Here is a 24,655-nt window from a genome sequence, read left to right as displayed (position 1 = left end):
ATAAATTTGCCCGAAATTTTTACAAACAGTAAATTATATTAGCGGTTATTAATACGCAGATTTATTTACATTTGTTGCAGATACAAATTTCTATGGCGGAAACAGCACAACTAAAAATTGGTGATAAAACATTTGAGCTCCCTGTAATTGAGGGCACTGAAGGTGAAAAGGCAATCGATATTTCTAAGCTTCGCGATCAAACCGGTTATGTAACACTTGATATCGGGTACAAAAATACAGGCGCTACCAAAAGCGCCATTACTTTTTTAGACGGGGAACAGGGAATTCTTAAATATCGTGGTTACCCGATTGAAGAACTGGCCGAAAAATCATCATTTATTGAAGTTGCTTATTTGCTGATCTATGGTGAATTACCAACTGCCGAACAGCTGAAAGCATTCCAGTACGAGTTAAGCCGCCATACCTTGGTGCACGAGGATATGAAGAAGTTTTTTGATGGGTTCCCGTCAAAATCGCACCCGATGGGCCAGTTATCATCGCTGGTATCAGCCTTATCGGCTTTTTATCCTGAATCATTAAAACCATCACAAACTACTGAGGAGCTTAACCAGAGCATTATTAAAATGCTTGCTAAAATGGCTACCGTGGTTTCATGGATCTATAAAAAATCATTAGGACACCCGGTTATTTATCCTCAAAATAAATACGATTACGTTACCAACTTCCTGTACATGACCTTTGGTCAGCGTACCGAAGATGTAACTATCGACCCGGTTGTGATTGATGCCATGAACAAGCTGTTAATCTTACATGCCGATCATGAGCAAAACTGTTCTGCTTCTACAGTACGTATTGTAGGTTCATCCGATTCAAATATCTACGCTTCTGTATCTGCCGGTATTTCGGCACTTTGGGGCCCGCTGCATGGCGGTGCTAACCAGGCTGTGATTGAAATGCTGGAAAAAATTAAAGAAGACGGCGGCGATACCGATAAATGGATTGCTAAAGCGAAAGACAAAAACGATCCTTTCCGTTTAATGGGCTTTGGTCACCGTGTTTATAAAAACTTTGATCCGCGTGCTAAGATCATCAAAAAAGCATGTGATGATATTTTAGAAAAGTTGGGTATCAATGATGAAGTATTGGAGATAGCCAAGAAACTGGAAGAAGTTGCCCTGAAAGATCCATACTTTGTTGAGCGCAAGCTTTATCCTAACGTTGATTTTTATTCAGGTATTATTTACCGTGCTTTAGGCTTCCCAACTGATATGTTCACTGTACTGTTTGCCCTTGGTCGTTTACCGGGATGGATAGCTCAGTGGAAAGAAATGAAAGAAAACAAAGAACCTATCGGTCGTCCACGCCAGATTTATGTTGGCGCTACTGACAGGGAATATGCTGACATAGCAAGCCGGTAGGAATTTGGTTCATCGTTGATGGATCATAGCTCATAGAAAATATCTTGTTAAAATAAAAAGCGATGGGGGATAACCTTATCGCTTTTTTTGACCGTTGACTTTTCACATTGAAAATTGATTACGCTGATTTCGTTGAGTTGTATTTTATTGACGCAGCTTTTCAATCAACGAAATCAGCGTAATCATTCATCAAAAAAATCAACGGTCAAAAAAGCCCCGCAGGTTTTCACCGTGCAGGGCCATATATATAAATCAATCAACTGTGAAGTTTGTGCTTAAAGCTTGGTAATGGTGAATGTATTGGCTACGGTGTTCAATACTATTTTGTATGTACCACCGGTTGTTATTGTATAATTACCTCCGCCTGCCGTAAGCGCAGCGGGAGTGCCACCTAAGTTTACATCCCAGCTGTGATTAAACCTGAATTTCATATCCTTGCCTGCAATTAAAGCAACGGTAACGCTCCATGTTTTAGTAGTAGCATCATAAAGCATATCGGTATCAGTGTTCCAGCCACCCGGAGTAGCGTCACCAATAATGCTCCAGAATACAGGTGTAGCAGTAAATGTGCCTTTGGTTTTATCACTTTGATCAATAACTGCATGCAGGGCATAATAACCCGCTGCCGGTACCGAAATGTTTCCGCCTGTAGTGCTTATCTTTCCGCTGCCTGCATCGCCGTATGCAACGTCCCAGGTTTTTTTCGGGGTGATTTTAAACTCAAGTTTGCCTGCCGGGAAACCAATATAGCCATCATATACACCATCGTTATTGGGCGAAATGAGACTATCGGCAGTGGCCGGATCCCATCCCTGGTAAGCACCCGGTACATAAATGTAACCTGTGCCCTGGTATGGCAGTACGGTTAATGTAATAACATTTGAATAGGTAGCTGCCAGGTTTGGAGCGGCCGATGATTTAATGCGTACCTCAACCTGCGACGGATCGTTATAAGATAACTTCAGCGCGGTTAACATATCATTAAGCACACCTACCTTAAGGGTTTGCGTAAGCTTATCTGTGCTTACTTCCCTGGTGTTTTTGAAATTGTCGCCTTTTACATCCAACTGTAAAGTGTAAGTGATAGGAGCTTTATAACCTGTTACCGGGGTTGCCGCCCAGCTAAAGGTAACAGCATCATTATTTGCGTTTGGTTTTGATAATGCCGGTGAAGTTGTTGTTGAAGTTAGGGCGCCCACTTTGCCCACGTTTGCTACAACCTTTGTTTCATCCTTTTTACATGACGCCAGCATCAGCAGCGCGATGCCGCCAAATGCCAGGAGCGTGGTAAATATTTTTTTCATATCCTTTTTTAGGTTTTATGGTTTTACGGGAGATACTTTGTGGGTATCTCCCGGTATAGTATTAATATCCTGTATTTTGTTTCAGATTAGGGTTAGCCGTAACATCTGCAGATGGTAACGGATAAACAGTGCGGAAACTCTCAACACCTTTTCCATCTTTTGAACCGCCTTTAAACGGCCATAGATAGGTATCCTCAACAAATTTTTTGTAACGGATCAGATCTGTACGGCGGAAACCTTCCCAGTACAACTCGCGACCTCTTTCGTCAAGCAATAAATCGGTTGTTAAGGCTGTTAACTGACCGGTTGTAGCGCTTTGGTAAGCACGGGCCCTTAATTTGTTAACATAACTTAAAGCAAGCGCGGCATCGCCACCTCCGCCACGTGTAGTAGCTTCGGCGTAAATAAGGTACTGCTCGGCTAAACGGAAAATAGGGAGGTCCATATCTGCATAGTCCAAACTTTGTGGAGCTCCGCCGTCTATCTTAACATCTTTAAATTTACTGATAGCATAGCCGTCGGTAAAAGTGCTTATGGTGTTGATATCTATATTTTGGCCATCGGTATAAAACTGGGCACGTTTATCAGCACTTGAAGCACCGCCCGGAAACAGGTTTACAAACGCTTTGGTAGTACGTAAACCAGCCCAGCCGCCGGCAATACCAAATTCGGCAGATGGCATTGAGCCACCAACAGGGGCGTGGGTCATGAAGGTAGCACCACCATAGCTTTGGGTATGCAAACCGTCATAATTAATGGTTAATATAAACTCGTTTTTATTGAGGTTGTTATCTGCACGCATTAATTTGGTGTAGTCGGTAACTAAAGAGTAACCGGCATCAATTACTTTTTTAGAATAAGTTACAGCATCCGGATAATGTGCAGTACCGGTATAAACCTCGGCATTAAGGTAAATCCTGGCTAATAATGCCCATGCGGCGGCTTTGTCGGCACGGCCGTATTCGTTACCGCGGGCGTCAACAAGGCCTGCATCAATTGCCTTAAGTTCGCTTTCTATATAAGCAAACAGGTCTTTACGGCTAATTTGTTTTGGCAGCGGACCACCCAGGGGATCGTTTTCGGTTACAAAAGGAGGGGCCGCAAACAGGTCCATCAAAATTGAATACTGGTAAGCCCTTAAAAAACGTGCTTCAGCAACATATTGATGTACTTTATCGGCATCGGTACCCTTGATACCCCTGCTGCTCAGGTTAGCATCAGATGATTGGCGAATGAAATCATTAGCCAATGTGATCTGGTACATACACCTGTAGTACAAGCCGGTTAAGAAGGTATTGCTTGATGACCATGACATGTTATGAAAATCGGGCAAGCCCACGTCTCCCCAGCCTACTACTGCTTCGTCAGTCGGTAATTCCTCTGCGCACCAGTAAAGACGGAAAAAGTCTGAGGTACCTTCGTCAATACCCTGAATATCTTTGGTACCGTCATCGCCGGCAGGGCCTTTGTTACCAGTTAAAGCAAATGCGCCATATACTTTAGCGAAAGCCTGTTTGTAACCTTCGGGCGTACTGTAAACCTGTGAGGCAGTAACGTCGTTAGTTGGTAGTAAATCCAGCTTCTTGGTGCATGAGGTTAATCCTCCTGCAATCAGGGCTGTAATTGTTATATATTTTAATGAATGTCTTTTCATGTTAATTTTTCTTTATTGTTGATTAACGATGTTATAGTGAAAGATTAAGACCTAACACGTAAGTACGCGGGCGTGGATAAAGGTTGTTATCGATACCAGTATTAACCTCCGGATCAAGACCTTTGTATTTGGTGATAACAAATACGTTTTGCACGTTGGCACTTAACCTTAAATTGCCTGTATTATGAAATACTTTACCAAAATTATAACCTACGTTAACGTTATCCATGCGGATAAATGAAGCGTTTTGGATGTAATAGTCAGATAACCTGCTTTTATCAAAAGAGCCTGTCATGCCGCTTTCAAGTAAATTGGTTGAGGCATTGTTTAAGATGCCTATACCGTTAAATACACTTAACTGTGTACCTGAGCTTGAGAAAACGTTATTATATACATAGTTGCCAACGCTTGCCCTTGCAACAAAACCAGCCGACCATTTTTTGTAGTTAAGGTTTGAACTTAAACCAAAATAGCCTTTAGGATCAGAGCTTTTGTAACGGTATAAGTCATTTTCGTTAACTATACCATCTTTATTTCTGTCAACATAAACACCATCCAGGGGTTTGCCATCGGTGCCGTAAACTTGTTGATAAACGTAGAATGAATTGCGTGGATAACCAACAGAGTTAATTTGAATGGTATTGCCGGTACCGCCAGAGATACCGCCGGTTGGCGCACCTGGATAGCTTGGGTCTGGAGCCAGTGTCAGTTTGGTTATTTTATTGGTATTGTATGTAGCGTTCAGGTTAACATTCCAGGTAATGTCGCTGGTCCTGATCACATCCGCGCTCAGGTTTAACTCTAAACCATTGCTGGTTAAATCGCCAATGTTTGCTACAATGTAGTTAGAGAAGTTGGTACCTGCTGGTTGCGGGATTTTGTTTAGCAGTTTTGATGTTTTACGGTGATAGTAATCAATAGTACCGGTAATGCGGTTGTCAAGGAAACCAAAATCGATGGCTACGTTAGTTGCAGCTGTTTGCTCCCAGGTACGCAGCGCGTAATAACCTCCCGGACGGTATAAGTTATAAAATGAATCGCCAAACTGGTATTGTGCAGTATTGGTACTCAGGTTATAGAAAGAGATAACATCATAGTTACCAATGCCATCCTGCTGACCGGTGATACCGTAACCTGCGCGAAGTTTCAGGTCAGATAAAGCCGTTAAGCCTTTAAACATCGATTCTTCTTTCAACTTCCATGCAAACGCAACTGAAGGGAAGGTACCAAACCTTTGGTTAGGGTTAAATTTTGATGAACCGTCGCGACGTACAGTACCAGTTAAAATGTATTTATCTTCGAATACATAATTTAAACGACCATAAACCGATATCAGCCTGTTTTCTGGTTTATCATATGGATAAACCGGTTGGGTGCCAGGCTGCTGGGTACGGTCATGGGCAAAGTTGCCAAAGTTGTAATTAGTGATAGAGAAATCCTGGTAAGAGTAACCTGCTACCGCGTCAACGTGGCTGGCTATGCTTTTCAAATCCTTAGCGTAGCTTAAATAGCCTTCAAATATGGTGTTTGACTGGGTTTGTTTGTATTGGTTGTTTAAACCGCGGTGAGTAACACCTTTTGTATCAAGGAAGCCTTTGTAATTTGAAGCCGCGCTATCAGGAATGATATTGTGGCCTGTACCTTTTGATACGTCATAGCCTAAGTTAACATTGGCATGTAACTCCGGTAAAAAGTGGAATTTATAATCTAACTGCAAGTTGCCTATGCTGCGGTAAACAGTACTGCGGTTATCCTGCTGCTCTAATAAACCAAGCGGGTTTAAAGTAGCAAGATCTTTAAGCGGACCGCCCGGCTGGGCCGGATTGTTTAACCATTGCCAGTAACCGCCAAAGCGGCTGTTGCCCGAGTAAACCGGTTTGGTAGGGTCAAAGCTCACTGCCGAACCAATAGCACCTTCATTGGCAAACCTTTGTTTTACCTGTGCGCCCTTAGCGTTTAAATTAACTTTCAGGTGATCAGTAAAAAAGCTTGGGCTTAAATTGATGGCACCTGTGATACGCTGCATTGAGCTGGTTTTTAAAACACCGTCCTGGTCAAGGTAACCGGCAGATACGCGGTAGGGCAGGTGTTTTGTAGCGCCAGATACACTAATGTTATTATCGGTAGTGATACCTGTTTGGTAAATTTGTTTTTGCCAGTCGGTACTTGCAGTACCTAATTGCGCTATTTGAGCAGCTGTTCCGTTGGCTTTAACATAATCGCGGATCTGATCAGCGCTTAGCACAGAAGCTTCTTTAGGGATCTTGCTGGCCGAAACCTGTGAGCTGAAATCAATAACCGGTTTACCGCTTTTGCCTTTTTTAGTGGTGATTAAAATAACACCGTTTGAAGCCCTGTTACCATAAATGGCTGCTGCAGAAGCGTCTTTTAATACCGAAAACGATTCGATATCGTTAGGGTTGATCAGGCTTAAAGGGTTGGCCGCGCCCGAGATGCTGGCGTTGCTGATAGGTACACCGTCGATAACGATAAGAGGATCGTTGCTGGCGCTTAACGATGCACCGCCACGGATACGGATAGTGCTACCTGCACCAGGAGCACCGCTGTTTGATATTACAGATACACCTGCAACTTTACCGGCAATTAACTGCTCAGGAGTTGTTATAACGCCTTTTTGAAAATCTTTGGCGGTTACGTTGGTAATAGCACCCGAAAGGTCTTTTTTACGCTGTGTACCGTAACCGATAACCACAACTTCGCTCAGGCTTTTGCTTTCGGGCAGCAGGCTGAAGTTTTCGATAGTGGCGCCGCTAACGGTTACTGATTTTTTGATGGTGATATAACCGATAAACTTAACGCTAAGCGTATAAGTGCCGGCTTTAACATTGTTAATGGCGTAGTTGCCATTAGGGTCGGTAGTTGAACCAATAGTGGTACCATCGATAGTAACCGTTGCTCCGGGAAGGGGCAGGTTGGTTTCATCAGATACCTTTCCTTTAATACTCCCGGTTTGTGAAAACGCCATGAATGACATCATCAGGAAAGCACAAAGAAGAACATACTTTTTTGAGTAATTTTTTCTCATTTACTTATTGATTTTTATGGATAAAAAAAGGCTTATTTTGCCGGCTATAATTGGTTTATTATTGTGGCCGAAACAGCATGCGACTAATTTACATTTACAAATATCAATTGCAAATTTTATATAAAAGATAATTTTAAAGCGTTTAATTAAGGCTTTTTTAACTTAAAAGAAATAATAAAAATTATCGAAATGACAGAGAAAAATTATTGTTTTTATGCGAAATTTGGATTTAAACCCATATTTGAGAATTATCTAAGTGTCAAGTTTACACAATAGTTGATTTTACTTTTATTTAACCATTTTCCGGGAACGTTCCCGGAAACGTTCCCGATTTTAACCGTTTTATCATGATGAAAAAAATAATTTTCTGCGCGTTTTTGCTTTTTGGCCAAAATTTTTTGCTCTTTAGCCAAGTGAAAATATCCTTTTTTACCGGCAAAATCCAAGCCCCCAAAAGCCCCCTGGAACACCTGTTTGTGGCAGGTGATTTTAATGGCTGGAACCCTGCTGATAAAGGTTGGGAACTGGTTAAAAACGAGGGTGGAAATTATGCATTAAGCAAAGAATTGCCCGCTGGGATAATTCACTTTAAAATTACCCGTGGCAGCTGGAACACAGTTGAATGCGACGCTACGGGTAAGTCAATTGATAACCGGAGCCTGGTGATAAAAGGCGATACCAATGTAAAACTCGATATAGCGGGCTGGCAGGATAGCTTTGCTCCGGCTGAAAAAAAACACACCGCCACAGCCCGTGTAAACATCATTAACGAAAACTTTGAAATACCTCAATTAGGCAGAGAGCGCCGCGTTTGGATTTACTTACCAGCCGGGTATGATACAGGTAGTAAAAAATACCCTGTAATTTATATGCACGACGGTCAAAACCTTTTTGACGAATACACCTCAAGTTATGGTGAATGGGGGATAGATGAGCTCATGGATAAAATGCCCGAACAGGAAGAAAGCATCATAGTTGGTATTGATCATGGCGGCGATTACCGTTTGACAGAGTATAATCCATACGATTCAAAATATGGCAAGGGCAGGGGGGATGATTATGTGCAATTTTTGGTTAAAACCCTTAAGCCATATATCGATGCACATTATCGCACCGAAAGTGATGCCACGCATACAACAATAGCAGGAAGTTCAATGGGCGGACTTATTTCCATGTATGCCTTGCTGAAATATCCGGAAGTATTTGGAAATGCCGGTGTGTTTTCGCCTGCGTTTTGGAATGCTCCACAACTGTTTGACCTGGCTAAACAGGTTGTTATAAGTGGGCAAAGCCGCTTTTACTTTGTATGTGGTGATGTTGAAAGCGACACAATGGTTCCTGATATGCAAAAAATGGCTGAAATCATCAGGGCAAGAGGAGTAAAACCGGAAAATGCGCCGGTTACGGTAATTAAGGGAGCATCCCACAATGAAAAGCAATGGAACGGCGACTGGCCCGGGTTTTACAAATGGTTGATGAAGTTTTAAGAAGTCGGAAAGTCTGAAGTCCGAAAGTCCGAAGTCGGAAAACTTTTAATAAACTTGCGGACTTGCGGACCTCCGACTTTCGGACTAAATTACACCCATGACTATCGAAGAAATATTAAAACAGTACTGGAACCATGATACTTTCAGGCCAATGCAGGCCGAGATCATCCAATCTGTTTTATTAGGTAACGATACGTTGGCTTTGTTGCCTACCGGTGGTGGTAAATCCGTTTGTTTTCAGGTGCCTGCGTTGGCCAAAGAGGGGGTATGCATTGTGGTATCACCATTAATAGCTCTTATGAAAGACCAGGTTGAAAACCTGCGTGCCAAGGGCATCAATGCGATTTCGATAGTATCGGGTATGGGGCGCAGGGAGATTGACCTGGCGCTTGATAATTGTATCTACGGCTCGGTAAAGTTTCTGTACCTGTCGCCCGAGCGCTTGTTGAGCGAACTGGTACGCGAGCGGGTGAAATACATGAAGGTAAACCTCTTTGCCATTGATGAGGCGCACTGTATATCACAATGGGGGTATGATTTCAGGCCGCCGTACCTGCACATAGCCGACTTAAGAGAACTACACCCTAACGTGCCTGTTCTGGCGCTTACCGCTACGGCTACCGCTGATGTGAAGGCCGATATCCAGGAAAAGCTGAACTTCAAAAAACCGGTGGTTTACCAGCAAAGTTTTGAACGGAGCAATATCAGCTATGTGGTGCAGTATGAGGAAGATAAGTTTCGTAAAATGCTGGATGTTGTACGTGGCGTTAAGGGCAGCGGCATAGTATATGTACGTAGTCGGAAAGAGACTTTTGAGATAGCGAAATTTTTGAGCGATAACGGTATCAGGGCCGATTATTATAACGCAGGTCTTTCGGTTGATCAGCGTTCGGAAAAGCAGGAAGCCTGGAAAAATAACCGTGTACAGGTTATTGTAGCCACCAATGCCTTTGGTATGGGGATAGATAAACCCGATGTAAGGTTTGTGATCCATAAAGATATTCCGGAAAGTTTAGAGGCTTACTACCAGGAAGCTGGCAGGGGAGGGCGCGATGGACAAAAGGCTTTCGGCGTTTTGTTATATAACCCTGCAGATAAACTGAAGCAAGAGAAGCTATTTGAGCTTAATTTTCCATCCATTGATGAGATTAAACAGGTGTATCACCACCTGGCCAATTATTTCCAGCTGGCTTATGAGGCAGGCGAGGGGTTGAGCTTTGATCTGGATCTCGGCGAGTTTTGCAGTCGCTATAAACTTGATGCCATTAAAACGCTTAACGCCCTTAAATTTTTGGAGCGCGATGAATACCTGGCATTTAACGAAAGCGTGTTTTTGCCGTCGCGTTTTCAGTTTGAGGTAGTTAACGAACAATTATATAACTTCCAGATCCAGAATGCAGGCTGGGATCCGTTTGTCAAAACATTACTCCGGTCATACGGTGGCGCGTTTGAAAATTACGTGCGGATCAAAGAGTTTGATATTGCAAGGCGTACCGGTTTAAGCGTTCAGCAGGTTATTGAAGGGATGTTGCAATTGCAACAATACGGTTTGTTGAGCTATATGCAGCAAACGGATAAGCCCCAGGTAACCTATTTGAAACCACGGGTACAGGGTAGCCACCTCATCATCGACAGGAAATATATCGAACAACGCAAGGAGGTTTACCGCCAAAAAATGGAAGCGGTTTTTGCTTATGCTATTCACAAGAAATGCCGAAGCCAGATGTTGTTGGCCTATTTTGATGAAACTGATGGCCGTAAATGCGGCGTATGTGATGTTTGCATCGAGGAAAAGCGTAAGGTAAACCAGGACGAGATCTTTGATAATATCACTACAGAGATTGTACAATTACTCAGCATTTCAAATCCGGACATCGGTAGCCTGATAACTGGTATCAATATCGGCACCGAAAAAGAAAAGATGGAAACCATACGCCTGCTGCTCGATGCAGGTAAGATCAAAACTGATGGCGAAACTTATTATTTGAGTTGAACAAATAATAGGCATTTTATACCCCAACCGTCGTCCTGAACTTGTTTCAGGATCTCAAAGGACAAGTCTGCATCGTTGATCAGCGCGTATAAACGTAGCACGTGAGGTACCGAGATAAGTTCGGCATGACCTATTGGAATTTACCTCTCAATTTTTTACCCCATTTCACCGGGAAAAATCACCCGCTTACCGATAAAAACCTGCACTCCAGCTAATTAAGCCAAAACCGCTGTAACGTTTTTTATTTGAGATCGTCATATCTGTGTATTCAATGAAATAAAATAATAATCACTTGACAATCAAAATATTAATACCATGAAAACTACATCAATCGCCATCGCTACCGTATTGTTTATGGTACTTGGCTTCGCAAACATCGCATCAGCAAATACAGTAAAAAATGATGCAGCCGTTGTTTTAACTGATATCAGCAAAATCAACAAAATTGAAGTTTACGGCAACGTTGAACTTTACGTATCAAGCGGCCCTGCCGATCAGGTAAAAGTTTATAACCGCTACTATTCTGAAAACGCGCTGGTTCAATCACAAAATGGTGTATTGCGCATTTCATCATATAAAAATGAAAAATTAGTAGTTTGGGTAACTGCAAACCAATTGAGCGCTATTAACGCTTACGATAACGCCGACATCAAATCATTCGGCATTCTTTCAGGCATCGAACTTGATGTTAAATTGAACAACAACGCATGTGCAAGTCTTGATCTGGATACTTACAGCACCAGTATCACCTTGAGTGGCAATGCCAAAGCCGAGCTTAAAGGTAACACCAACGAATATAGCTTAACCCGTAATGTAACTTCAAACGTTAACAGCAACGGCCTGGCATACGCTCACGCTACCGAAACTTTGAATAAAGAAACCAAACCAAGGGTTGATGAATTTGCAACTTTATAACAGCCATTTTTTTGAGTCAATTATATAGTGTAGCCGCCCTGAAAGGGGCGGCTTTTTTGTGTGGGATCAACTGCTTATATTAATAAGCAACCTCTACACTAACGCCATTAGCGCCCTGGCTTCTGATTTGACGCAGATTGCTTCCATCTATATTGCATGAATACAGATAGTACAAAATTGAAGCCGGCGGTATTGTATGGGCCGAAAAAAATATTGTTTTGTGATCCGGAGATATCCTGATATTATCCGGAGCTATCACAATACCTGTTGGCATAGTAATATTGATTTTTTGCGGATTGGAGCCATCAAAATTTGATGTCCATATAGCATTTGCCGGTTCGGTGGCGCCGGTCACGCCGTACAGCAATTTTCCGACCTGGGTAGCGGCATTAGCCGATATTTTACCGGTTGCATCTACAGAAATTGTTGTTCCGTCGGGGATTACACCGCCCAGTTTCGTTGTCGTAGCTGCTTGTAAGGTATAAGAATTGGGAGCTGATATTTTACCGGTTGCATCTACGGAAATTGTTGTTCCGTCGGGGATCACACCGCCCAATTTTGTTGTTGTTGCCGGTTGTAATGTATAAGAAGGTGTTTGTGAATTGGCTATTTTGGTGCAACTCATTTGAAAGATTGAAATTGCGATAGAAAATGCCATCAGCGCGGCGGCGCTTAAAAGTAATTTTTTCATGAAATTGTGATTAGATAATGTTGGTTTTTGTTTAGATATAATTAAGTAGGATATACGGTTATTGTGATAATCTGTCAGACAGATCTTCCAACAATTGATGCATTACACTATTGTTTGTAGTTTAACAGGTTTCGTTCTGTTGAGCAGCAATAATTCGTGATGATATCTACTGGTAATCTGAATTGTGGTATTGACCATAAGTGAGAAGGCGCGTGGTTTAGGCGAGACGAAAATAATAAATCGGTTAAAACATCACAAGCTTAATTGTAACAGTAAACACGTTGCTCAATGTTCATCTCATTGTCATCAATAAAAATATAACTTTCGTTTTCGACTTTTTGGTCTATTTTTGATTCGTCAAACAAAAACAACAATGGGCAAAGCAGAAAGAACCAGGCAATTCATTATCGAGACGGCAGCGCCGATCTTTAATGAAAAAGGTATAGCCGGTACTACCATTGATGACATCCTTGCGGCCACCAAAATGGCTAAGGGTGGCCTTTATGGGCACTTTGAAAGCAAGGAGGAAATTGCGAGTGTAATGGTTAATTACCTGCTTGATAAGTTAAGCGATAAGGTAAATACCGTTATAGCTAAAGAAAAAACAGCCATTAAAAAGATCTTCGCTTTTATTGACATATACAAAGATCCTATCGATTCATACATAGATGGCGGCTGTCCGATACTTAATTTTGGCGTTGAGGCTGACGATAACAATCCCATGCTTAAACAGAGGCTCAAAACAATGATTGAGGAAGGGCAGAAGGTTTTTGTGGAGATCATAAACAAGGGTGTTGCGGATGGTGAAATATCTCCCGAAATAAACGCCGCTGATTACGCGCTCAAGATGTTTACGCTGTTGGAAGGGGGAATGCTGGTATCACGAGTGACCGGAAGTGGCAAATATATGAACAGCCTTGTGCGCATGCTCAAAAACGAATTAAAGGAGTATGAACTAAAATAATTTTTTTTTGATTGAAAATAGACTTTTTGGTCTTTTTTAATCAGGTGTAATAAAATAAAGACAATAACCGGAAACGGTATTTTTTAAGAATAAGAATCGACTAAAAAGTCTAAAATATAAAATCAATAAAACAAACATCATGAAAACTCAAAAAGTAATATTAGTAACCGGCGCCTCAAAAGGCTTTGGTTTAGAGATAGCAAAAACAGCATTGGTCGCAGGTGATAAAGTAATAGCTACCGTGAGGAGCAAAGCAGATCAGCTGGCTGCTACATTAAGTAATAACCCTAACCTGTTGGTGGTAACAATGGACGTAACTAACGAAGCACAGGTTAAAGCCGCTGTTGCCGAAGGCCTGTTGCGTTTTGGTAAAATTGATGTAGTGATCAACAATGCTGGCTATGGTATCGTGACCGCCATTGAAGAAGCTACCGACGCCGAAGTAAAAGCACAGTATGAAACCAATGTATTCGGCTTACTAAATGTATTGCGTGTAGTATTGCCTCATTTACGTGCGCAAAGATCTGGTCATATCATTAACGTTTCTTCCTTATTTGGCTTTGACGCTATCCCGGGCTGGGCTTTGTACGGTTCAACCAAGTTTGCGGTTGAAGGTATTTCAAAAGGCCTTGCGGTTGAACTTGCTCCACTCAATATTAAAGTAACCGTAGTTGAACCCGGCTTATTTAGTACCGAGTTCCTGAGCGCGGAATCATATAGCGCTGCAAAAAATATCATTGCCGATTATACTGAAACCGTTGGTCCGATGAGAACGGGGGCCGATCAGTTGCACGGTAACCAGCCCGGCGATCCAAAGAAACTGGCTAAGGTTGTAGTGGATCTCGCTCATAACGAAAACCCTCCGTTACACCTGCCTATCGGTAAAGATGCTGTTGGTATGTATAAGGCCAATGCCGAAAAAACAAGCAAAGAAATTGATCAATGGATAGCTGTATCAACCAGTACCGATCATGACCATGTTGCTGCAAAATAATCAAACAAAATTCACTCAACATTAAATAAGAAACATCATGTCAACTAAGAAAATAGCCTTAATAACAGGCGCAAATCGTGGGATAGGTTTTGAAACCGCTAAACAATTAGGCGAAAAAGGCGTGGCCGTAATAGTGGCCGCACGTAAACTGAGCGCAGCTGAAGAAACCGCGGTTCAGTTAACCCAACAGGGAATTGAAGCATATGGCGTTCAACTGGATGTTACCAATGACGATGAAAGAAAAGCGGTTGCCGCCTACATCGAAAACAAATTTGGCAAACTGGATATCCTGGTAAATAATGCCGGTGTTGGCCCTAAAGATGATGATCTTTTTGTTAAAAAGACCGTTGCCACAACTGCCGATGAATTTGAATATATCTTTAATACCAACCTGTTCAGCATTGTATACCTCACAAATGAACTGCTCCCTTTGCTTAAAAAGAGTGAGGCTGGTCGCATAGTCAATCTGTCGAGCATATTGGGTTCAATAACTATACATGCTACTGAAGGCAGCCCGATAGCTGATTTCAAACGTCTATCATATTCGGCATCAAAAGCGGCCCTGAATGTGTTTACTGTTCTTTTGGCGGATGAATTAAAAGGTACCAAAATCAAAGTAAACTCGGCACATCCGGGTTGGGTACAAACAGAATTGGGTAGTGTTGAGCACGCACCTATGAGCGTTCCTGATGGTGCCAAAACCAGCGTTGAACTATCGCTTATTGGTGAAGATGGCCCTAACGGCAGGTTTATTCACCTTGGTGAAGAACTTCCATGGTAAATTGAATTGACCTCAATTGTTTTCTGGAGCGTCGTTGCCTTTAATAGGGTAGCGGCGTTTTTTGTTTTCCGTTGGAATATTTTTTCAAAACACTTGCGCAAGTAAATGCTTGCATTTATATTTGCAAGCAAATGCTTGCTTAATTATGAAAGCCAGAAGAGACGTTTACCAGGCGATTGCCGACCCTACCCGAAGAGCCATTATTAATATGATTGCCACCCAGCCCCACAATGTAAACACCATAGCCGCAAACTTTGATGTTACACGGCAGGCCATATCCTTACATATCCAGATCCTGGCCGATTGCGGTTTGATTAATGTTAAACAGCAGGGACGCGACCGGATCTGCGAGGCCCGGCTTGATCAGCTTAGCGAAATTTCGGCCTGGGTTGATCAATACCGCCAGCATTGGGAAAGTAAATTAGATAGCCTTGAGAAATATGTAGTACAACTAAAAAATGAGAGAAATGGAAAACAATCAAAGTAACACCACCGATCGCGAATTACGCTTAACACGAACCTTAGATGCCCCGGTTGAGCTGGTATGGGAAGTATGGACCCAGCCCGAACATATTGCCCAATGGTGGGGGCCTAACGGCTTTACCAATACCATCAGTAAAATGGAAATTAAACCGGGAGGGGAGTGGGACCTGGTGATGCATGGCCCCGATGGCACCGATTATAAGAACAAAAGTGTGTTTAAGGAAATTGTTCCGCTTAAAAAGATAGTGTACGAGCATGTGAGCAGTCCGAAGTTTGTTGCTACCATTGAGTTTGAAGAACAAGGCGAACAAACATTTTTGAGCTGGCATATGCTTTTTGAATCGCATGAGCAGTTTGTACAGGTGGTAAAAACATTTAAAGCAGATGAAGGCTTAAAGCAAAATATCGAAAAGCTGAACCAATATTTAAAAGATGTAAGCAAGGGGTGATTCTTTTAGCGTTAATATGATTCTAATACTAACTGCTATTCGAAGCCTCTGACTTCGAATTTCCAATATCTGTAGATTAATCTGTTATCATCCAAAGCGTTATTGTTCAATAACGCTTTGGTTTTTTATCGACAAATCACATCTGCACATTTGAAACATCGCTATTCGAAGCCTCCGACTTCGAATTTGCTATGCCTGTAGTTTGTAACTACAGGCTGCTACAATGAAATACGCTGTAGTTACAAACTACAGGCATAGTCGACCGAAGTCTCTGACTTCGGTCAGCATATCAGCGTATAATCCTATCTGCAGATTAATCTGTTATCATCAAAAGCGTTATTGTTCAATAACGCTTTTGTTTTTTATCGACAAATTACATCTGCACATTTGAAATCTTCACATCTGTAATCCCTACTTCCGTCTGCACATCTGAAATCTGCACATTTAAAATCTAAAATTCTTCCGCTTTTCACCGATATAAATCCGCTGTTCGCCGACTAAAACCTGCTGTACATCTAATTTGCCCGAAACCCCTGTAACGTTTTAAAAATGGGGGCGTCTTATGAGTGTATTAAATGAAATAGGAACACAAATAATTGACAATCAAAATATTAATCATCATGAAAACTACAATATTAACAATCGCAACCTCTTTAGTTTTAGCACTTGGAGTAACAACCGCAGCCAACGCCGCAACCAAAATAGATAACGGCGCAGCCGTAGTTTTAAACAACGTAAGCAAGATCAACAAGATCGAAGTTCGCGGTAACGTTGAAGTATATGTATCAGCCGGCGAAAACGAAAATGTTAAAGTTTATAACAAATATTATTCAGAAAGCGCGCTTGTACAAAACAACAACGGTACCTTACGCATCACCTCATATAAAAACGAAAAACTGGTAGTTTGGGTAACTGCCAATGACCTTAAAGCTATCGATGCTTATGATAATGCCGAAGTTAAATCATTCGGAAAGCTTGCCGCTCTTGATTTGAACGTTAACCTTTACAACAATGCATCTGCTAAATTAAATGTTGAAGCTTACGCTGCAACCGTAAATGTTAATGATAAAGCTAAAGCCGAGTTTACCGGTACTGCCGATGTTTACACCCTGAACCACACCAAAGAATCATTTGTAAACAACAATGCATTTGCCGCAGTAAGCTTCACCGATAAAGTAACCAACGCTCCTGCTAAATACACCGTTGAAAACGAGTTTGCAGGCCTTTAATACCTTACTTTTGCAAAAGTCCATCATATATTCAAAAGCTATCACCTAAAATGTGGTAGCTTTTTTTAATTTTGATGTAACACTAAACCGCCATTCGGCGTCATAACAACCAAACTATGAAAAATTACCTTTCTACCTTCACTATAGCAGGCGCATTTATATCTACAGCCATATTATCATCATGTAACTACAGGTGCGTACACGGTTCGGGAAACCAAACTACCGAAAAACGCAAAGCCGAAGATTTTAAAAAAGTTGAAATTTCAGGCGCGTTTAAAGTACATCTGAAACAGGACAGCTCATTAACCATCGACATTAAAGCCGACGATAACCTGATCAAATACATTTCGACATCGGTTGAAAGCGGCACACTACATATCAAATCAAAAAAGAATTTCTGTGATCCCGGAGATATGGTGATCAATATCGGCGTAAAAAACCTCGAAGAAATCCAGGCTGCGGGAGCAGTTGAAGTTAACTCGGACGGTAAGCTGAACGCTAAAGATTTTAAGCTTGATCTTTCAGGCGCTACCAAGATAACCCTTGATCTTAACGCGGCAAATGTATCAACAGAAGGCAGTGGCGCTACAGAAGTAAGACTTACAGGCCAGGCTGCATCTCATAAAATTGACCTGAGTGGTGCCGGTAAAATTGAGGCATTTGATTTTGTTGTGGGCGATTACGATATCGAAACTTCTGGTATTGGCCATTGCAAGATCAACGTACTTAAAACGCTGAATGTACATACCAGCGGCGCATCCGAAATTCAATATAAAGGTTCTCCGTCTACAGTGAATAACGATAAATCGGGAGCCTCATCTATCAAAAAAGTTGACTGATCGACCTTATAATTAAAGTATAACAAAGGGGCCGGGATCTAACTAATTCGCGGCCCCTTTGATTTATTAACCTCCTATCACTAATTAAAAATGAAAAAGTTTTTAAAATGGACAGCCTATGCAGTTATAGTACTTGTCCTGATTGCCGTTGTCGGCGTATCGTACATTACGCTGGCGCTGCCCAACGTAGGGCAGCCCGAAGCCATTAAAGTTGATGCTACGCCGCAACGGATTGCCCGCGGCAAATACCTCGCAAACAATGTAACCGTTTGCCTGGACTGTCACTCGGCGCGCAGCTGGGATAAATTTGCAGGCCCTTCAGATTCGGCAATATTAGGCTCCGGGGGCGAAAAGTTTGATGCTTCGGCAGGTTTTCCTGGTACGGTCTATTCGCCCAATATTACCCCTTTGAATTTAAGTAACTGGACCGACGGTGAGCTCTTCAGGGCCATGACCACCGGTGTTAAAAAAGATGGCTCGGCAATATTCCCGATAATGCCATGGCCATATTACGCGAAGATGGATAGGGAAGACCTTTATTCTATTATTGCCTACATGCGTACTTTGAAGCCCACAGGTAAAAATTACCCCGGTCACAAGCTTGATTTTCCGCTCAATATTATTGTGCATACCATGCCTCAAAAGGCTACATTAGGTAATATTCCTGATCCGCAGGATACAGTTAAATATGGTGCTTACCTGTTAAACGCCGCGGCCTGTAAAGAATGCCATACACAATCAAACAAGGGTCAGCTTAACGAAGCAATGGCTTTTGCTGGTGGGCAGGGTTACATGGTGCCGGGAGGGAGCAAAGTATTTTCGGCTAATATTACGCCGGATAAAGAAACTGGCATTGGCAGTTGGACTAAGGAGCAGTTTGTGAGCCGCTTTACTCAGTATGCCGATGGCAAAATACAGCCCACACCGGTAAAGCCCGGCGATTTTCAAACCATTATGCCCTGGTGGAAATATGCGGGTATGAAAACATCCGATTTGGAAGCGATTTATGCTTATTTAAAAACAATAAAGCCTATTAGTAACCACGTAGTAAAATTTGAAAGGAATAGGAATTAGAGATTAGAGGTTGGAGATCAGAGGTTAGTTGGGTTTAACGCTGTTACGGCCAGAGTGTAGGCCGCGTTAGGGATTGAAACGGAAAGCCCACAGCCAGGGTTGGTATTGCGGGTTGAGAAGGCGAGGACTTGTAGTGTAAAGCCCGGGCCGTAGGCAACGCCCATAATATTGTCCGAACTTGAATTTATTCAATTAAACAATTTAACAGAATGCCTGGCGACTGTTTGAAGCTGATTTTCGATCAATTCTAAAAATTCGTTTAATTCAGGTTCAGACAAATTTATGCGCGATTATTGTGCGGATCCCTGGCAAACATTTATTAAAAAGCAGTTTCATTTTCCTCGAAAACAATATAAAATCAACAGCAAATTAAAAATAAATTCATACTTTTGCGCCTCGAATTTTGTATAGCACCAATTAGGTTTTAGGCTATATTTCAAAGGATTAAATTAAATACCCGGTAAAAGATGAATATTACACAGGAAAAAATTAATGACCTGAGCGCAGTTGTTAAAATTAACATCAACCCTGAAGATTATCAGCCACGTGTTGAAAAAGCTATAAAGGAAAATGCTAAAAAAGCAAAACTTCCTGGTTTCCGTCCGGGCATGGTGCCTGCAGCGCACATCAAAAAAATGTATGGCAAAAGCATCCTTGTTGACGAGATCAACAACCTGTTACAAGATACTTTAAATAACTACATCGACGAGCAAAAACTGGCCGTATTAGGTCAACCGCTTCCCGCTCTTGATGATAACAAAGAATACAACTGGGATTTTGCCGATAATTTTGAGTTTAGCTATGAATTAGGCTTAGCTCCTGAGTTTAGCATCGACTTTTCATCAGCAGATAAATTAACGCAATACGTTATCAAAATTGATGACGAAACATTGGCTTCACGTATCAAAAATATCCGTCGCAGCTATGGCAAAATGACAAATCCTGACGTATCGGCAGACGATGACGTTCTTTACAGCGATTTGGTTCAACTTTCTGCTGATGGTAGTGTTTTTGAGGATGGAATTACCAATACAGCGTCTGTACGCTTAGATCAGATCAAAGATGAGGCTATCAAAGCTTCGTTGATCGGTTTGAAAAAAGGCGACGTTGTTACGTTTGATATCCGTAAAGCTTTTGATAACGATGCAGCAAAAATTGCAGGTTTATTAAAAATTGAAGAGGATGACGCAGCTGACTTAAGAGGCGACTTCCAGTTAACCGTTAAAAACGTTAACCGTTTAGAAGAAAGCGATCTTAACCAGGAGTTCTTTGACAAATTATTTGGTGAAGGTACAGTAACTACCGAAGAGGAATTCAGGACTAAAATCACTGAAGAGCTTGAAAGCATGATGGTACAGGATTCTGACCGCAAATTGCAGGATGATATGTACAAATTAGCTATCGCTAAAGTTGATTTTGCACTTCCTGATGAGTTCCTGAAACGTTGGTTAAAAGCAACTAACGAAAAGTTAAGCGACGAGGAATTAGAAGGTGGTTACAATGATTTTGCTCAAAACCTGAAATGGACTTTGATCGAAAACAAGATCATTACTGATAACACTATCGAAATTAAATACGAAGATGTGTTTGAATTAGCTAAGATCCGTTTAGATCAGCAGTTCAGGATGTACAGCCCAACCCCGATCCCTGAAGATCAGTTAGGCCAGTACACTGTTCAGTATCTGCAAAACAAAGACAACGCTAACAAAATATTTGAAGAGGTAAAAGCATTGAAGGTATTTGACTATATCAAAAATGTAATCACTTTAGATAAGCAGGATATCCTTTACACTGATTTCAGTGCATTGGTTACCGCAGGGCAGTAATCAGTTTTTAAACCGCCCTTGTTAGGGCAGGTTTTATAATATATTCACCAAAAGCAACTCACAAGGTTGCTTTTGGTGTTTTTGCATTTCTGCCATGTCATTGCGAGGAGGAACGACGAAGCAATCTCGTAGCCATACAGGGCGGTCTTGCTTCCGTGCGATTGCCGCGCTTCGCTCGCAATGACATGATTTTAGATTTGCGACAATGTTGTCACTAACATCTTGAAGAAAACTGCATGGTAGCGCAAATCGTCGTAAAATAAACCCTAAGTGTTAGTATTTTGTAACTTTCGGACTTACGGACTTTCGAACTTCTGACTTAAAAGTACCCTCATTAAAAAATTACTTAATAAAAACTATCTTGCAAAAAATCTATTCAACTAAAAACTATATTTATCGCGGGTAAGACGCCCGCATTTCCTAACGAACAACAAACAAAAACCATGAGCAGTAATATCGATAAAAACGAATTCAGAAAATATGCTGTTAAGCATCACCGTATTAACAGCCTTTATGTAGACAAATATATTGCAGGTGTTGAAAGAGGTAATATGCCAACAGGCGGTATCACTACCGTACCAACCGGCATGACCCCATATATCCTTGAAGAGCGTCAACTTAATGTACAGGCCATGGACGTGTTTTCACGTTTAATGATGGACCGTATCATTTTCCTGGGCGATGCTATTTATGATAATATCGCAAACATTATCCAGGCTCAGTTGCTTTTCTTACAGTCGGCTGATGCTAAACGCGATATTCAGATCTACATTAACTCGCCAGGTGGCTCGGTTTATGCAGGTTTAGGTATCTATGATACTATGCAGTTTATATCAAATGACGTGGCTACCATCTGTACAGGTATGGCTGCTTCAATGGCTGCAGTATTGTTAGTAGCCGGTACCGAAGGTAAAAGGGCTGCGTTGCCGCATGCAAGGGTGATGATTCACCAGCCATCAGGCGGTGCGCAAGGTCAGCAATCAGATATTGAGATCACTTACCAGGAGATAACCAAATTGAAAAAAGAGTTGTACCAGATCATTGCTGATCATAGCGGTGCACCTTACCAAAAAGTTTGGGATGCATCTGACCGTGACTATTGGATGATTGCCGAAGAAGCCAAAGAATTTGGTATGGTGGATGAGATTTTAAAAGGTAACAAAGGAAAATAATTTTTTAAACCTTCAGTTCTAAGTCTTAAGTTTGAAGTCAGAAAAAAATTGACTTCAGGCTTAAGGCTTGGTACTTATGGTTGTAGACTTTGTTTTCTGACACTAATTATTTAACTTTGAGTAAGAAGACGAATCAGATGAATAAAAACAGCAAAGAGATCAGGTGTTCATTTTGCGGTGCCGGTAAACAGGATTCCCTGATGTTAATAGCAGGACTTGATGCACACATTTGCGATAAGTGTGTGAACCAGGCCAATGAAATATTGGCTGAAGAGTTGAAGGTACGTAAAGTGAAGTCATCGCCTCTGGCGCCGGCCTTGCTTAAGCCATCAGAAATGAAGGCCCACCTTGACCAGTATGTTATTGGTCAGGATGATGCCAAAAAGATTCTTTCTGTAGCTGTATATAATCATTACAAGCGCTTAAACCAGCGTGTTGATAAAGATGAAGTTGAGATTGAAAAATCAAACATCATCATGGTTGGTGAAACCGGTACTGGTAAAACCCTGTTGGCCAAAACGCTTGCCAAAGTACTAAACGTTCCGTTTTGTATTTGCGACGCCACCGTACTAACCGAAGCCGGTTATGTAGGGGAGGACGTTGAGAGTATCCTGACCCGCCTGCTTCAATCTGCCGATTATGATGTAACCCTTGCCGAAAAAGGTATCGTTTACATTGATGAGGTTGATAAAATAGCACGTAAAAGTGACAACGCCTCTATAACCCGCGATGTATCCGGCGAGGGTGTACAGCAAGCTTTGTTAAAGATATTGGAAGGTACCATGGTTAACGTACCACCTCAGGGTGGTCGTAAACATCCTGATCAAAAAATGATCACGGTAAATACCAGCAATATCCTTTTCATTTGCGGCGGCGCGTTTGATGGTATCGAAAGAAAGATCGCGAACCGTTTACGTACTCAAACCGTTGGTTACAAACTTAAACGTGATGAGGGAGATATTGATACCAAAAACTTCTACAAGTATATCACTCCACAGGATCTGAAATCATTTGGTTTGATTCCTGAGCTGATTGGTCGTTTACCTGTGCTTACTTACCTTAACCCACTGGATAGGGAAGCGTTGCACAATATCCTTACGGAGCCTAAAAACTCATTATTGAAACAGTACAAAAAACTGTTTGAATATGAAGGTGTAAAACTCGACTTTGAAGACGAGGTGCTTGATTTTATTGTTGATAAAGCAATGGAATTTAAGCTTGGTGCAAGGGGCTTACGCTCAATTTGTGAAGCTATTATGATTGATGCGATGTTCGAGTTCCCATCTAAAAAAGATGTGAAACGCCTGAACGTAACATTAGATTACGCACACGAGAAGTTTGAAAAATCTGATCTGAAAAAGTTAAAAGTAGCTTAACGCACAGTATATAAGTAAACACTTATATTTATTAAAAAATAAAGCGCGCCCTGGTTCCTATACCGGGGTTTGCTGTATAAAAAGAAATCATATGAACGAAGAATTAGATGTAAAAAAGGATGGAGACAACATCCAAAAAGTAAAAGAGGTACACACCCCAATTAAATCGGGCCTCAAAACAAAAGAAGCAATTGTAGCTAACTGGCTGCCACGTTATACCGGCCGACCGCTTGAAGCATTTGGCGAGTATATTATTCTTACCAATTTTTCAAAGTATATCCAGCTGTTTTCGCAGTGGAATGATAACGCGCCTATTATGGGGCTTGAAAAGCCAATGCAAAGCGTTACCGCCAATGGTATTACTATCATCAACTTTGGTATGGGCAGTTCGGTTGCAGCTACTGTAATGGATCTGCTGACCGCTATTCACCCTAAAGCTGTAATATTTTTAGGTAAATGCGGTGGCCTTAAAAAGAAGAACAACGTAGGCGACCTGATATTGCCAATAGCGGCCATTCGTGGTGAAGGTACATCAAATGACTATTTACCACCAGAAGTGCCTGCATTGCCGTCATTTGCGCTGCAAAAAGCCATCTCGACTACCATCCGTGATTACTCACGCGATTACTGGACTGGCACCTGCTACACCACAAACCGCCGCGTTTGGGAGCATGACAAAAACTTTAAAAAGTATTTAAAAGATCTGCGTGCCATGGCTGTTGATATGGAAACCGCAACCATTTTCACTACAGGTTTTGCCAACAAGATCCCTACAGGCGCCCTGCTGTTGGTATCAGACCAACCAATGATCCCTGAAGGTGTTAAAACCGCCGAAAGTGATTCGTCTGTAACCGAACAATTTGTTGAAACACACCTGCATATCGGTATCGAATCGTTAAAGCAGTTGATCAATAACGGGTTAACGGTTAAACACTTGAAATTCTAAGGAACCATGATTTTTAGGATTTAAGGATTACCTGATAAATTATGATATCAAGA

At 41.7% G+C, this 24,655-nt stretch carries 20 protein-coding genes; 16 read left to right on the top strand and 4 right to left on the bottom strand.

Annotated elements, in window-relative coordinates:
* The first annotated feature begins 92 nt into the window (after positions 1–92).
* Positions 93–1,379 (top strand): citrate synthase, encoded by a 1,287-nt coding sequence (locus DUL71_RS23020; protein ID WP_112574042.1) that lies wholly within the window; start codon positions 93–95, stop codon positions 1,377–1,379.
* Positions 1,380–1,654: 275 nt separating this feature from the next.
* Here the strand turns inward: DUL71_RS23020 and DUL71_RS23015 are convergent, their stop codons facing one another.
* The 3 genes from DUL71_RS23015 to DUL71_RS23005 form a co-directional block, all read right to left on the bottom strand.
* A complete protein-coding gene (locus DUL71_RS23015; protein WP_114940259.1) occupies positions 1,655–2,683 on the bottom strand; it encodes a SusE domain-containing protein in 1,029 nt (342 codons plus the stop codon).
* Positions 2,684–2,744: 61 nt separating this feature from the next.
* On the bottom strand, positions 2,745–4,337 hold the full coding sequence (locus DUL71_RS23010; RefSeq protein ID WP_114940258.1) for a RagB/SusD family nutrient uptake outer membrane protein: 1,593 nt from the start codon (positions 4,335–4,337) through the stop codon (positions 2,745–2,747).
* A 31-nt stretch (positions 4,338–4,368) separates the two neighbouring features.
* Positions 4,369–7,383: a SusC/RagA family TonB-linked outer membrane protein gene (locus DUL71_RS23005; RefSeq protein WP_114940257.1), complete on the bottom strand. Its 3,015-nt coding sequence runs from the start codon at positions 7,381–7,383 to the stop codon at positions 4,369–4,371.
* Between the two features lie 413 nt (positions 7,384–7,796).
* Between DUL71_RS23005 and DUL71_RS23000 the strand changes: the two genes are divergently transcribed.
* The 3 genes from DUL71_RS23000 (at position 7,797) to DUL71_RS22990 (ending at position 11,778) form a co-directional block, all read left to right on the top strand.
* Positions 7,797–8,870: an alpha/beta hydrolase gene (locus DUL71_RS23000; protein ID WP_161964491.1), complete on the top strand. Its 1,074-nt coding sequence runs from the start codon at positions 7,797–7,799 to the stop codon at positions 8,868–8,870.
* 97 nt (positions 8,871–8,967) lie between these two features.
* The gene (locus DUL71_RS22995; RefSeq protein WP_114940255.1) at positions 8,968–10,863 is read left to right on the top strand and encodes a RecQ family ATP-dependent DNA helicase; all 1,896 of its coding nucleotides are present in this window, start codon (positions 8,968–8,970) and stop codon (positions 10,861–10,863) included.
* A gap of 315 nt (positions 10,864–11,178) precedes the next feature.
* Positions 11,179–11,778 (top strand): GIN domain-containing protein, encoded by a 600-nt coding sequence (locus tag DUL71_RS22990; protein ID WP_114940254.1) that lies wholly within the window; start codon positions 11,179–11,181, stop codon positions 11,776–11,778.
* Positions 11,779–11,857: 79 nt separating this feature from the next.
* On the opposite strand, the gene DUL71_RS22985 is transcribed toward DUL71_RS22990, so the two are convergent.
* Positions 11,858–12,469, bottom strand: coding sequence for a TolB-like translocation protein (locus DUL71_RS22985; RefSeq protein WP_114940253.1), 612 nt, complete (start codon positions 12,467–12,469; stop codon positions 11,858–11,860).
* A 373-nt stretch (positions 12,470–12,842) separates the two neighbouring features.
* Here DUL71_RS22985 and DUL71_RS22980 point away from each other — a divergent pair, with 373 nt between their 5' ends.
* The 12 genes from DUL71_RS22980 to DUL71_RS22925 all read left to right on the top strand — a co-directional run bounded on the left by DUL71_RS22980 (position 12,843) and on the right by DUL71_RS22925 (position 24,602).
* Positions 12,843–13,433: a TetR/AcrR family transcriptional regulator gene (locus tag DUL71_RS22980; RefSeq protein ID WP_114940252.1), complete on the top strand. Its 591-nt coding sequence runs from the start codon at positions 12,843–12,845 to the stop codon at positions 13,431–13,433.
* A gap of 139 nt (positions 13,434–13,572) precedes the next feature.
* Positions 13,573–14,427 (top strand): oxidoreductase, encoded by an 855-nt coding sequence (locus DUL71_RS22975; RefSeq protein ID WP_114940251.1) that lies wholly within the window; start codon positions 13,573–13,575, stop codon positions 14,425–14,427.
* A gap of 37 nt (positions 14,428–14,464) precedes the next feature.
* Entirely contained in the window at positions 14,465–15,208 is a 744-nt protein-coding gene (locus DUL71_RS22970; protein WP_114940250.1) for an SDR family oxidoreductase, read from the top strand.
* Positions 15,209–15,353: 145 nt separating this feature from the next.
* Positions 15,354–15,695 carry an ArsR/SmtB family transcription factor gene (locus DUL71_RS22965; RefSeq protein WP_114940249.1) on the top strand — a complete coding sequence of 114 codons (342 nt, stop codon included), beginning with the start codon at positions 15,354–15,356 and terminating at the stop codon, positions 15,693–15,695.
* Entirely contained in the window at positions 15,676–16,140 is a 465-nt protein-coding gene (locus tag DUL71_RS22960) for an SRPBCC family protein (RefSeq protein ID WP_114940248.1), read from the top strand. The genes DUL71_RS22965 and DUL71_RS22960 overlap by 20 nt, the downstream gene beginning before the upstream one ends.
* A 620-nt stretch (positions 16,141–16,760) precedes the next feature.
* The gene (locus DUL71_RS22955) at positions 16,761–17,369 is read left to right on the top strand and encodes a GIN domain-containing protein (protein ID WP_112574029.1); all 609 of its coding nucleotides are present in this window, start codon (positions 16,761–16,763) and stop codon (positions 17,367–17,369) included.
* A gap of 116 nt (positions 17,370–17,485) precedes the next feature.
* Positions 17,486–18,208, top strand: a complete 723-nt coding sequence (locus DUL71_RS22950) for a head GIN domain-containing protein (protein WP_112574028.1) — start codon at positions 17,486–17,488, stop codon at positions 18,206–18,208.
* A 90-nt stretch (positions 18,209–18,298) separates the two neighbouring features.
* Positions 18,299–19,282 carry a c-type cytochrome gene (locus DUL71_RS22945; protein WP_114940247.1) on the top strand — a complete coding sequence of 328 codons (984 nt, stop codon included), beginning with the start codon at positions 18,299–18,301 and terminating at the stop codon, positions 19,280–19,282.
* A 467-nt stretch (positions 19,283–19,749) separates the two neighbouring features.
* Positions 19,750–21,108, top strand: coding sequence for a trigger factor (tig, locus tag DUL71_RS22940; RefSeq protein WP_114940246.1), 1,359 nt, complete (start codon positions 19,750–19,752; stop codon positions 21,106–21,108).
* Between the two features lie 443 nt (positions 21,109–21,551).
* Complete coding sequence (locus tag DUL71_RS22935) at positions 21,552–22,280, top strand: ATP-dependent Clp protease proteolytic subunit (protein WP_112574025.1); 729 nt, start codon at positions 21,552–21,554, stop codon at positions 22,278–22,280.
* Positions 22,281–22,417: 137 nt separating this feature from the next.
* Complete coding sequence (gene clpX, locus DUL71_RS22930; RefSeq protein WP_112574024.1) at positions 22,418–23,656, top strand: ATP-dependent Clp protease ATP-binding subunit ClpX; 1,239 nt, start codon at positions 22,418–22,420, stop codon at positions 23,654–23,656.
* 91 nt (positions 23,657–23,747) lie between these two features.
* Positions 23,748–24,602: an AMP nucleosidase gene (locus DUL71_RS22925; protein WP_208645635.1), complete on the top strand. Its 855-nt coding sequence runs from the start codon at positions 23,748–23,750 to the stop codon at positions 24,600–24,602.
* The last annotated feature ends 53 nt before the right edge of the window (positions 24,603–24,655 follow it).

Origin of the sequence: Mucilaginibacter endophyticus, assembly GCF_003351025.1 — a bacterium.
In the GTDB taxonomy this organism is placed as follows: domain Bacteria; phylum Bacteroidota; class Bacteroidia; order Sphingobacteriales; family Sphingobacteriaceae; genus Mucilaginibacter; species Mucilaginibacter endophyticus.
Note: the sequence above shows the minus strand (reverse complement) of the source record. Positions and strands in the feature narration are given on the sequence as shown.

Bases quoted from the DNA above. Each gene is read 5' to 3' on its own strand.
- clpX (WP_112574024.1), top strand. From the start codon at position 22,418: ATGAATAAAAACAGCAAAGAGATCAGGTGTTCATTTTGCGGTGCCGGT.
- DUL71_RS22945 (WP_114940247.1), top strand. From the start codon at position 18,299: ATGAAAAAGTTTTTAAAATGGACAGCCTATGCAGTTATAGTACTTGTC.
- tig (WP_114940246.1), top strand. From the start codon at position 19,750: ATGAATATTACACAGGAAAAAATTAATGACCTGAGCGCAGTTGTTAAA.
- DUL71_RS22990 (WP_114940254.1), top strand. From the start codon at position 11,179: ATGAAAACTACATCAATCGCCATCGCTACCGTATTGTTTATGGTACTT.
- DUL71_RS22960 (WP_114940248.1), top strand. From the start codon at position 15,676: ATGGAAAACAATCAAAGTAACACCACCGATCGCGAATTACGCTTAACA.
- DUL71_RS23005 (WP_114940257.1), bottom strand. From the start codon at position 7,383: ATGAGAAAAAATTACTCAAAAAAGTATGTTCTTCTTTGTGCTTTCCTG.
- DUL71_RS22980 (WP_114940252.1), top strand. From the start codon at position 12,843: ATGGGCAAAGCAGAAAGAACCAGGCAATTCATTATCGAGACGGCAGCG.
- DUL71_RS22975 (WP_114940251.1), top strand. From the start codon at position 13,573: ATGAAAACTCAAAAAGTAATATTAGTAACCGGCGCCTCAAAAGGCTTT.
- DUL71_RS22985 (WP_114940253.1), bottom strand. From the start codon at position 12,469: ATGAAAAAATTACTTTTAAGCGCCGCCGCGCTGATGGCATTTTCTATC.
- DUL71_RS23015 (WP_114940259.1), bottom strand. From the start codon at position 2,683: ATGAAAAAAATATTTACCACGCTCCTGGCATTTGGCGGCATCGCGCTG.
- DUL71_RS22970 (WP_114940250.1), top strand. From the start codon at position 14,465: ATGTCAACTAAGAAAATAGCCTTAATAACAGGCGCAAATCGTGGGATA.
- DUL71_RS22925 (WP_208645635.1), top strand. From the start codon at position 23,748: ATGAACGAAGAATTAGATGTAAAAAAGGATGGAGACAACATCCAAAAA.
- DUL71_RS22955 (WP_112574029.1), top strand. From the start codon at position 16,761: ATGAAAACTACAATATTAACAATCGCAACCTCTTTAGTTTTAGCACTT.
- DUL71_RS22950 (WP_112574028.1), top strand. From the start codon at position 17,486: ATGAAAAATTACCTTTCTACCTTCACTATAGCAGGCGCATTTATATCT.
- DUL71_RS23020 (WP_112574042.1), top strand. From the start codon at position 93: ATGGCGGAAACAGCACAACTAAAAATTGGTGATAAAACATTTGAGCTC.
- DUL71_RS22995 (WP_114940255.1), top strand. From the start codon at position 8,968: ATGACTATCGAAGAAATATTAAAACAGTACTGGAACCATGATACTTTC.
- DUL71_RS22935 (WP_112574025.1), top strand. From the start codon at position 21,552: ATGAGCAGTAATATCGATAAAAACGAATTCAGAAAATATGCTGTTAAG.
- DUL71_RS22965 (WP_114940249.1), top strand. From the start codon at position 15,354: ATGAAAGCCAGAAGAGACGTTTACCAGGCGATTGCCGACCCTACCCGA.
- DUL71_RS23010 (WP_114940258.1), bottom strand. From the start codon at position 4,337: ATGAAAAGACATTCATTAAAATATATAACAATTACAGCCCTGATTGCA.